Source organism: Streptomyces murinus (assembly GCF_002154555.1).
GTDB classification, from domain to species: domain Bacteria; phylum Actinomycetota; class Actinomycetes; order Streptomycetales; family Streptomycetaceae; genus Streptomyces; species Streptomyces murinus.
In genome coordinates, this window is sequence record NZ_MUNF01000020.1 from 18,836 (window position 1) to 28,176 (window position 9,341).

The 9,341-nt window shown below is 74.3% G+C and carries 10 protein-coding genes; 1 reads left to right on the forward strand and 9 read right to left on the reverse strand.

Annotated features, from left to right (window positions below; translation table 11 throughout):
* The 6 genes from CCN72_RS01910 to CCN72_RS01935 form a co-directional block, all read right to left on the reverse strand.
* Nucleotides 1-1,137 carry a glycosyltransferase family 4 protein gene (locus CCN72_RS01910; RefSeq protein WP_086806055.1) on the reverse strand — a complete coding sequence of 379 codons (1,137 nt, stop codon included), beginning with the start codon at nt 1,135-1,137 and terminating at the stop codon, nt 1-3.
* A 270-nt stretch (nt 1,138-1,407) separates the two neighbouring features.
* Nucleotides 1,408-2,166 (reverse strand): hypothetical protein, encoded by a 759-nt coding sequence (locus tag CCN72_RS01915; RefSeq protein WP_086806056.1) that lies wholly within the window; start codon nt 2,164-2,166, stop codon nt 1,408-1,410.
* A 19-nt stretch (nt 2,167-2,185) separates the two neighbouring features.
* Complete coding sequence (gene recN / locus CCN72_RS01920) at nt 2,186-3,928, reverse strand: DNA repair protein RecN (RefSeq protein ID WP_086806057.1); 1,743 nt, start codon at nt 3,926-3,928, stop codon at nt 2,186-2,188.
* Nucleotides 3,929-3,983: 55 nt separating this feature from the next.
* Nucleotides 3,984-4,886, reverse strand: coding sequence for an NAD kinase (locus CCN72_RS01925; RefSeq protein WP_086806058.1), 903 nt, complete (start codon nt 4,884-4,886; stop codon nt 3,984-3,986).
* Nucleotides 4,883-5,698, reverse strand: a complete 816-nt coding sequence (locus CCN72_RS01930; protein ID WP_086806059.1) for a TlyA family RNA methyltransferase — start codon at nt 5,696-5,698, stop codon at nt 4,883-4,885. The genes CCN72_RS01925 and CCN72_RS01930 overlap by 4 nt, the downstream gene beginning before the upstream one ends.
* 7 nt (nt 5,699-5,705) lie before the next feature.
* Entirely contained in the window at nt 5,706-6,032 is a 327-nt protein-coding gene (locus CCN72_RS01935) for a hypothetical protein (RefSeq protein ID WP_167408630.1), read from the reverse strand.
* Nucleotides 6,033-6,074: 42 nt separating this feature from the next.
* Here CCN72_RS01935 and CCN72_RS01940 point away from each other — a divergent pair, with 42 nt between their 5' ends.
* Nucleotides 6,075-6,422, forward strand: coding sequence for a sterol-binding protein (locus tag CCN72_RS01940; RefSeq protein ID WP_085564073.1), 348 nt, complete (start codon nt 6,075-6,077; stop codon nt 6,420-6,422).
* Here the strand turns inward: CCN72_RS01940 and CCN72_RS01945 are convergent.
* The 3 genes from CCN72_RS01945 to CCN72_RS01955 form a co-directional block, all read right to left on the reverse strand.
* Nucleotides 6,406-7,272: an ABC transporter ATP-binding protein gene (locus CCN72_RS01945; protein ID WP_202442045.1), complete on the reverse strand. Its 867-nt coding sequence runs from the start codon at nt 7,270-7,272 to the stop codon at nt 6,406-6,408. The two genes, CCN72_RS01940 and CCN72_RS01945, sit on opposite strands and share 17 nt — an antisense overlap.
* On the reverse strand, nt 7,269-8,315 hold the full coding sequence (locus CCN72_RS01950) for a FecCD family ABC transporter permease (RefSeq protein ID WP_086806061.1): 1,047 nt from the start codon (nt 8,313-8,315) through the stop codon (nt 7,269-7,271). Before CCN72_RS01950 ends, CCN72_RS01945 begins: the two co-directional genes overlap by 4 nt.
* On the reverse strand, nt 8,312-9,341 hold a 1,030-nt coding region (locus tag CCN72_RS01955), incomplete at its 5' end, for a FecCD family ABC transporter permease (protein WP_086806064.1). The genes CCN72_RS01955 and CCN72_RS01950, both read right to left, overlap by 4 nt.

Here is a 9,341-nt window from a genome sequence, read left to right on the forward strand (position 1 = left end):
TCAGAGAATGAGGGGCTGGGTCAACTCGTCGTAGACGCTGAGGACTTGGGCGACCGTCTCGTCCTCGCTCGGCCACCCGGCGGCCTGCCGCGCGCCCTTCTCGCGCAGCAGCTCGCGCCGTGCCGGGTCGGCGAGCAGCCGTGCGACGGCGAGGGCGAGGGCCGACGGATCGCCGTACGGCACGAGTTCGGCGGCGTCCCCCACCAGATCGGGGATGCCGCCGGCCCGGGTGGCGACCAGCGGGACGCCTGTGTACAGGGCCTCCTGGGCGAGGGCGGAGCGGGACTCCCAGCGGCTGGTCAGCAGGGCCAGGTCGGCGGCGGCGAGCAGTTCGGGCAGGTCCTCGCGGTGGCCGAGCAGCCGTACCGGCAGCCGCTCGGACTCGATGCGCCGCTGGAGCAGGGGCCGCAGCGGGCCCTCCCCCGCGATGACGACCAGCGGCGCGGGATCCAGGTCCCGCCAGGCGCGGGCCGCGTCCAGCAGGGTCTCATGGCCGCGATGCCGGTCGAGGGGTCCGGCGGCGAGGAGCAACGGGCGGCCGGTGGCGCCGAGTTCGGCACGGGCCTTGGGCCGCAGCCGGTCGGGGTCGTCGGGCGTGGGCGCGGGGCGGGTGCGGCCGGGCAGGGTCACGGCGGCGAGCCGGGCGTCCCGGGCGCCGGTCCTGCGGGCGCGGTCGACCAGGTCCGGGCTGGTGCCGAGGACCACGGTCGCGGACCGGGCCACGCGCCGCTCCAGCAGGCGCAGCAGATGGGCCCGGGCGCCCTCGGCGTACGTCCGGTTGTGCCAGGTGACGACCAGCGGGGTGGTGCGCCCGCCGAGTGCGAGCACCGCACGGAAGGAGGCGTGCAGACCGTGCGCGTGCACCACGTCGGCGTCCGTGCAGGCCGCCCGGAGCGCGGACACCGAGGCGGGGTCGCTGCTGCGCGGCACATGGATGTGGCCGGCGCCGGTCCCGGCGAAGTCATAGGTACGGTCGGCCTCGACGGGGGCGCACACCGTGACCCGCACGCCCCGGGCGACCAGACCCGCGGTCAGGGAGCGCACATGCGCGCTCCCGCCGGCATTGCCCCCGCCCAGCACCTGCACGGTGCGCAGCGGCGGCCGGCCGTGCGGTGCGTTGCTGCTCAGGGGGCTCACGAGGCCGGGCTCCTGGTTCGGCGTGGGGCGGTCACGAGGCAACGTACAGAAAGTAGCGGGCGCACGGGGGCGGCGCGATGTGCCCCGCGCGCCTCCCGCGCGGTCGCTGTCCCCGCCCAGCATGCCAGCAGGCAGGGCCGTCGGGGCAATACCGGGCGGGCGCACGGGGCGGCGGGCCGGGGCAATGCGCCGGAGCACATCACCCACACGGGTGAATGGGGCCATTGTTGAGGTGACGGGACCCTCCGTGCGTCCCCCGAGGTCAGGCGGTCACAGCGCCCGCGCCCACCGGGTGACCCGGTCCCCGTACCCGGCGGCGGCCACGACCGCGACGGCGCCCGCGAGCAGTCCCGTGCGCCCTCCGCCCGCCACCACGGCCGCCCCCAGCGCGGCGCCGAGGGCGTGCGCCCCCGTGTCCCCGAGCATCGTGCGCTCACTGACGTCCTCGCGCAGCACCGCCGCCGCACCGCCCGCGGCGACGGCCGCCAGTTCCGCGCCGGGCCCCTTGCCCAGCAGTCCCGGGAGGCCGAGCGCGAGCACCGCGCCGAGCGCGCGTCCCGGTCGTACGTCGACCAGGTTCACGCCGTGCGCGGCGCCCGCGATGACGACTCCGGCGAGGCACTTGTCCAGTGGCCGCTCCTTCAGCAGCGCGCCCGCGACCAGGGCAACCGCAGAGATCCCGGCCAACTTGACGGCGCCGCTGGTGACTTCGCCGTCGCGCAGGGCGCCGAGGTGGGCCCTGAAGCCGCGCCGGGTGTCCCCGGAGAAGTAGCCGCTCACGTCGTCGTACGCGCCGCACGCCCCGGCCGCCAGCACGGCGAGCCCGGCCGCGGGGTGCACCCGGGCGGCGGCGAGCGCCGTACCGACCGCCACGGCGGGCCCGGCGTGCAGCTCGACGGTCCGGCCCGCGTAGTTGGTCCGCTCCCAACGCGCGGTCCTCCCTGGCGGGTTGGCGCGCAGCGCCACGAAGCCCACTCGGGTGAGCGCGGCGGCGAGCAGGAAGGAGCGGGACTTTCGGGTGCCGGTCATTCCGACACCCTAGGTCCGGCTACTGATCCGCCCGTGCCGTCGCCAGCAGTTCCTCCGCGTGGGCGCGGGCCGCCTCCGAGTCCTCCTGGCCCGCCAGCATGCGGGAGAGTTCACGGATGCGGTCCTCGCCCTCCAGGACCTTGACGCCGGAGCGGGTCACGGAGCCGTCGTTGGTCTTCTCGACCAGCAGCTGCCGGTCGGCGAAGGCGGCGACCTGGGGCAGATGGGTGACGACGACGACCTGGGCGTTGCGGGCCAGCTTGGCCAGACGCCGGCCGATCTCGACCGCCGCCTTGCCGCCGACGCCCGCGTCGACCTCGTCGAACAGATATGTCGGGACCGGGTCGGTGCCCGCGAAGACGACCTCCACCGCGAGCATCACCCGGGACAGCTCACCGCCGGACGCGCCCTTGGCGATGGGCCGCGGCGGGGCGCCCGGGTGCGGGGCGAGCAGCAGCTCGACCTCGTCCACGCCCGAGGGGCCGTAGGCGACCGTGCGCCCGCCGGTCTCGACGCCCTCGGGGTCCTCGGTCTGCCGGATGTCGAAGGAGACCCGTGCGTGCGGCATGGCCAGCGAGGCGAGTTCGGCGGTCACCGCGGCGGCGAACCGCTCGGCGGCCTCGGTCCGGGCCTCGGTCAACGCCTGGGCCAGTCCGCCCAGTTCGGCGCTCAGCGCGTCCCGCTCGGCGGTCAGTTCGCCGATCCGCTCGTCGTCGCCGTCCAGCTCGGTCAGCCGCGCGGCGCTGCGCTCGGCCCACGCGAGCACGGCGTTCACATCGTCGCCGTACTTACGGGTCAGGGCGGTCAGGGCGGCCCTGCGCTCCTCGACCGCGGCGAGCCGCAGCGGATCGGCGTCCAGGTCACCGGCGTATCCGGCCAGCTCACCGGCCACATCGCCGAGCAGGATCCCGACCTCGCCGATCCGCTCGGCGAGCGCGGCCAGCGCCGGGTCATGGGCGCGTACGGCCTCCAGGGCCCGGTGGGCGCCCGCGACGAGGGCCTGGGCGTCGATGCTCTCGGGGTCCTCGGGGTTGCCCGCGAGGGCGGCGTGCGCGGCCGTCGCGGCGGACGACAGCGCCTCCGCGTGCCCGAGCCGCTCGGCCTCCTCGGCCAGCTCCGCGTCCTCCCCGGGCCTCGGCTCCACGGCGGCGATCTCGTCGAGGCCGTAGCGGAGCATGTCGGCCTCCTGCGCCCGCTCCCGCGCCCGTGTGGTGATCTCGTCCAGCTCGGCGGCGACGGCCCGCAGCCGGCGGTACGCCTCGCCGTACTTGGCGAGCGGCACCGCGACCGCGTCGCCCGCGTACCGGTCGAGGGCACCGCGCTGCCGGGACAGCTTCAGCAGCCCCTGCTGGTCGGTCTGCCCGTGCACGGCCACCAGGTCGTCGGCCAGCTCGGCGAGCAGCCCCACGGGCACGCTGCGCCCGCCCAGATGGGCCCGTGAGCGGCCTTCGGCGGAGACGGTACGGCTGATCAGCAGGGCGCCGTCGTCCAGCTCGGCCCCGGCCTCCTCGGCGCGTACGACGGCGGTGGCGCCCGCGGGCACGGAGATCCGCCCCTCCACGACCGCCTTCTGGGCCCCTATCCGCACGAGCGCCGGGTCGGCCCGCCCCCCGAGCAGCAACCCCAGGCTGGTGACCACCATGGTCTTGCCCGCACCCGTCTCACCGGTGACCGCGGTGAACCCCGGCGACAACTCGACGACGGCATCGTCGATGACCCCGAGCGACCGTATCCGCATCTCCTCCAACACGGAACAGACCATACGAGGTCTCGGGCGGCGAGCGCACATGCCCCACCTATGTCACCCCGCCGAGCAGCTAGTGCGCGCCCCGCCACCCCGTCGTCGGCAGGGCGAACTTCGCCACCAGCCTGTCGGTGAACGAGGAATGGTGCAGCCGGGCCAGCCGCACCGGCACCGCACCCCGCCGCACCTCCACCCGCGCCCCCGGCGGCAGCTCGATCGTCCGCCGCCCGTCGCACCACAGCACCCCCGGCGGGACATGCGGCAGCACCTCCACCGCGAGCACCGAGTCCGGCGAGGTCACCAGCGGCTTCGCGAACAGGGCGTGCGCGCTGATCGGCACCATCAGCAGCGCCTCCACCTCGGGCCACACCACCGGCCCCCCGGCGGAGAACGCGTACGCCGTCGACCCGGTCGGCGTGGACAGCACCACCCCGTCGCAGCCGAACCCGGTCACCGGCCGCCCGTCGATCTCCAGGACGACCTCCAGCAGCTTCTCCGCGCCTGCCTTCTGCACGGCCGCCTCGTTGAGCGCCCAGTCGGTGTGCACGATGTCCCCGTTGCGGTGCACCACCACATCGACGGTCATCCGCTCCTCGACCTCGTACGAGCGCGCCACCACCCGGTCGACCACCCGATCGAGGTCATCGCGTTCCGCCTCCGCGAGGAATCCCACGCGCCCCAGGTTGACGCCGAGCATCGGCACCCCGGAGGCACGGGCGAACTCCGCGCCCCGCAGCAGCGTCCCGTCGCCGCCGAGCACGATCAGCAGCTCGCAGCCGTCGAGGCACGCCGGGGTCGCCTCGCCCACCAGCTCCACCTCGTCGGGGAGCGGCAGGTCGCGCGCCTCCTCCTCCAGCACCCGCACCCCGATGCCATGTCTGAGCAGGCCCTTGACGACGAGTTCCGCACTGCGGATCGCCGCCGGCCGCCCGGTGTGGGCCAGCAGGAAAACAGTACGCGCCAGATTCTGTGTCAACGCGGCCCCTCCGCCACTGCACGGTCGACATCGGCCGGGTCCAGGCGGGGGGCGCCGGACCGCAGCCACAGGAAGTACTCGACATTGCCCGAGGGACCCGGCAGCGGACTCGCGGTGACCCCCCGCACCCCGAGCCCCAGCTCCCAGGCCTTCTCGGCCACCCCTCGCACGGCCTCCGCCCGCAGCTGCGGATTCCGTACGACACCCCCGCTGCCGAGCCGTTCCTTACCCACCTCGAACTGCGGTTTGACCATCATCACGAGGTCGGCGTCCTCCTTCACACACCGCTTCAGGGCGGGCAGCACCAGCCCGAGCGGGATGAAGGACAGATCGCCCACGACGAGATCAACAGGTTCCCCGTCGATCGCGTCGAGCGTCAACTCCCGTACGTTCGTACGGTCCTTGACGGTGACCCGGGCATCGCTCTGCAACGACCAGGCGAGCTGCCCGTAGCCGACGTCCACGGCCACCACATGGGCGGCGCCCGCGCGCAGCAGGACATCGGTGAAGCCGCCGGTGGACGCGCCGGCGTCCAGCGCGCGCCGGCCCTCGACCACCAGGCCCAGCGGCACGAAGGCCGCGAACGCGCCGGCGAGCTTGTGGCCGCCCCGGGAGACGTAGTCGGGGTCGCTGTCGTCGGACTGGACCACGATCGCGGCGGCGGTCTCCACCTGCGTGGCCGGTTTGGTCGCCATGGTCTTGCCGATGGTGACCCGCCCGGCGGCGATCAGCTGGCTGGCGTGCTCACGCGAGCGCGCGAGCTTCCGGCGGACCAGCTCCGCGTCCAGACGACGGCGTGCGACTCCTGCCACGTTCGGTTCAGCTCCTGCTTTGTTCGTACGACGGTGAGGGGACCGGAGGTCCCGGGCGGCCGTCGAGCGCGGTCAGCGCGTCGCGCAGCCCCCGGTGTACATCCTCGTACACCTCGACATGTCCGTCGGTGGCGAGGTGGTCGGCATCGGCCAGCCGCGCCAGCCGCGCGTCCACCTCGGCGTCGCCGGTGGGGGTGCGCGGGAGGTTCAGGGGGGCCGGGGCCGCGGGTTCGTACGCGGGTTCGGACGGCGCGTGGGACTCGGCCGGGGACTCGGCCCGCCCGGCGATCTCGGCGCTCCCGGCGCTCTCGGCCTCGGACACGGACTCGCTCATGCCCAGACGCTACCTCGAACCCCTGGGGTACCGTCGGTGGCGATGGCCACGATCGAGGAGTGCCGCACCGCACTGCGAAAGCTTTCGGACAACATGGGGGGCGCCGAGGGCGACGTGCGGGACGCCGCCGCGCTCGAACGCTCGGTGAGCTGCCACATCACCGACCTGGACGTCACCTTCGCGGGCCGGATGACCGGAGGCCGCCTGGAGGTGGACCAGACCCTGCCCGGGCCCCCGCGGGAGCGGGCGCAGATCAGGCTGGCGATGGCCGGTGACGATCTGCTGGCCCTGGTGGGCGGCGGGCTGCACTTCGCGACCGCCTGGGGCAGGGGCCGGGTGCGGCTGGAGGCGAGCCTGCTGGATCTGTTCCGGCTCAGGAAGCTGCTGTGACTCCGGCCGAGTGAGCCGCCGTGACCCGCTGAGCCCGTGCCTTGCGCGCGGCCGGCACGACCAGCGGGGTCCCCGTCTCCGGGTCCTCGATGACCTGGCACTTCAGCCCGAACACCCGCTCCACCAGCTCGGCCGTGACGATGTCGTTCGGCGCGCCCTCGGCGATCACCTCACCACCGCGCAGGGCGATCAGATGGGTGGCGTAGCGGGCCGCGTGGTTGAGGTCGTGCAGGACGGCGACCAGGGTGCGGCCCTGGGTCTCGTGCAGTTCGGCGCACAGGTCGAGGACGTCGATCTGGTGCTGGATGTCGAGATAGGTGGTGGGCTCGTCCAGGAGCAGCAGCGGGGTCTGCTGGGCGAGCGCCATGGCGATCCACACCCGCTGCCGCTGCCCGCCGGAGAGTTCGTCGACATACCGCTCGGCCAGCTCCGCGACCCCGGTCTGCCGCATGGACTCCTGGACGACTCGCTCGTCCTCGGTGGACCACTGGCGCAGCAGGCCCTGGTGCGGATAGCGGCCCCGGCCGACCAGGTCGGCGACGGTGATGCCCTCCGGCGCGACGGCCGACTGCGGGAGCAGGCCGAGGGTGCGGGCGACCTGCTTGGCGGGCAGCGACCCGATGGCCTGCCCGTCGAGCAGGACCTTGCCCTGGCTGGGCTTCAGCATCCGGGACAGGGCCCGCAGCAGCGTCGACTTTCCGCACGCGTTCGGCCCGACGATCACCGTGAAGGAGTGGTCGGGGATCTCCACCGACAACTGCTCGGCGATGACCCGCTGGTCGTAGGCGAGGGTGACGTGCTCGGCGGACAGGCGGTTCACAGTGCTCCTAGGGAAATGGGTGGCGCTCATATCCGGCCGGCCCGGCGTTCGGTGACCAGCAGCCACAGCAGATAGCCGCCGCCGAGGACGCCGGTGACCACGCCGACGGGCAGCCGCCCCGCGCCGAAGACGCGCTGCGAGGCCCAGTCGGCGGTGACGAGGAGGGCGGCGCCCATGCAGAGGGAGGCCACCAGGTTGGGGCCCGGCGAGCGGGTGAGGCGGCGGGCGAGCTGGGGGGCGGTGAGGGCGACGAAGCTGACCGGTCCGGCGGCGGCGGTGGCCGCCGCGGTGAGCAGCACGGCGCTGACCATGAGGATCAGCCGCACCCGCTGCACCGGCACCCCGAGGGCGCCCGCGGTGTCGTCGCCCATCTCCAGCATCCGCAGGCCCCGGCCGTAGGTGAGGACCAGCGGCAGCAGCACGGCGCACAGCCCGAGCAGCGGCCAGACCTGGTCCCAGTCGCGGCCGTCGAGCGAGCCGGTCATCCAGACCACCGCGCGGGCCGCGTCGACCAGGTCGGCCTTGGTGAGCAGATAGCCGTTGACGGCGGTGACGACCGCGCTGACGCCGATACCGACCAGGACGAGCCGGTATCCGTGCACCCCCTGCTTCCAGGCGAGCAGATAGATGGCGAGCCCGGTGACCAGGCCGCCGATCAGCGCGCCGAGGGTGACCTCGGCGGCGCTGCCGGACATCAGCACGATCACCACCAGCGCGCCCGCCGTCGCCCCCTGCGACAGACCCAGCACGTCCGGGCTGCCCAGCGGATTGCGGGAGACGGACTGGAACAGGGCGCCGCCGAGCCCGAGCGAGGCGCCGACCAGCAGCCCGACGAGGACCCGGGGCAGGCGCAGTTCATGGACGATGAAGTGCTGGTAGGCGTTGCCGTTCCCGGCGAGCGTCCGCACCACGTCGGCCACGGGGATCCGCGCGTCGCCGGTGCCGATCAGCGCGACACCGGCGGCGAGCGCGGCGAGCAGCAGCAGGACGACGACGGTCAGCGCACGCGGGTCCAGGCGCACCGACAACCCGCCGGGGACGCGTACGGCACGGCTCCTGGGGTGTGTCCTCACAGCTGGGCCGTCCTCCGTCGTCGTACCAGAAAGATGAAGACCGGGCCGCCGATGACCGCGGTGACGATGCCGACCTGGAGCTCCGCGGGGCGGGCCACGACGCGGCCGATGACATCGGCGCCGAGCAGCAGCACGGGCGACAGGACGGCGGCGTACGGCAGGATCCAGCGCAGGTCGGGGCCGGTGAAGGAGCGCACCGCGTGCGGGACCATCAGGCCGACGAAGACGATGGGGCCACAGGCGGCGGTCGCGGCGCCGCACAGCACGGTGGCGGCCAGCATGGCCAGGGCGCGGGTGCGGTTCAGATGGGCGCCGAGGGCGCGGGCGGTGTCGTCGCCCATGGTCACGGCGTTCAGCGGCCGGGCCAGCCCGAGGGCGAGCACGCTGCCCACCGCGAGGAACGGCAGCACCTGCACGATGGTCGTCTCGCTCGCGGAGGCCAGGGAGCCCACAGTCCAGAAGCGCATCCGGCCTAGCGCCGCGTCGTCCATGATCATCACGGCTTGGAGATAGCCGTACAGGGCGGCGCTGATCGCCGTACCGGCGAGGGCGAGGCGGACCGGGGTGGCGCCCCGGCTGCCGCCCAGGAACCAGACCAGCGCCCCCACCGCCGCGGCGCCGAGGAAGGCGAACCACACATAGCCGCTCAGACTGGTGACGCCGAAGAAGGAGATGGCGGTGACGACGGCCGCCGAGGCGCCCGCGTTGATGCCGAGCAGTCCGGGGTCGGCCAGCGGATTGCGGGTGAGCGCCTGGAGCACCGCGCCGGACAGGCCGAGGGCGGCGCCGGCCAGCAGCCCGAGCACGGTACGCGCGAGCCGCTCGCCCACCACGACATCGCCGTAGGTGCCCGAGTCGTGGAACAGGCCGTGCCAGACCTGTGCCAGGGTGAGCGCCTTCGCCCCGATCGCGATGCTCGCCACGGCGACCAGCGCCAGGAGCACGACGGAGAGCAGCAGCCCAAGGGGCCGCACCGCCCGGCGGGTTGGGGGCGCGGGGGCGGTCGCCGCGCGCGGCTCCGGAGGA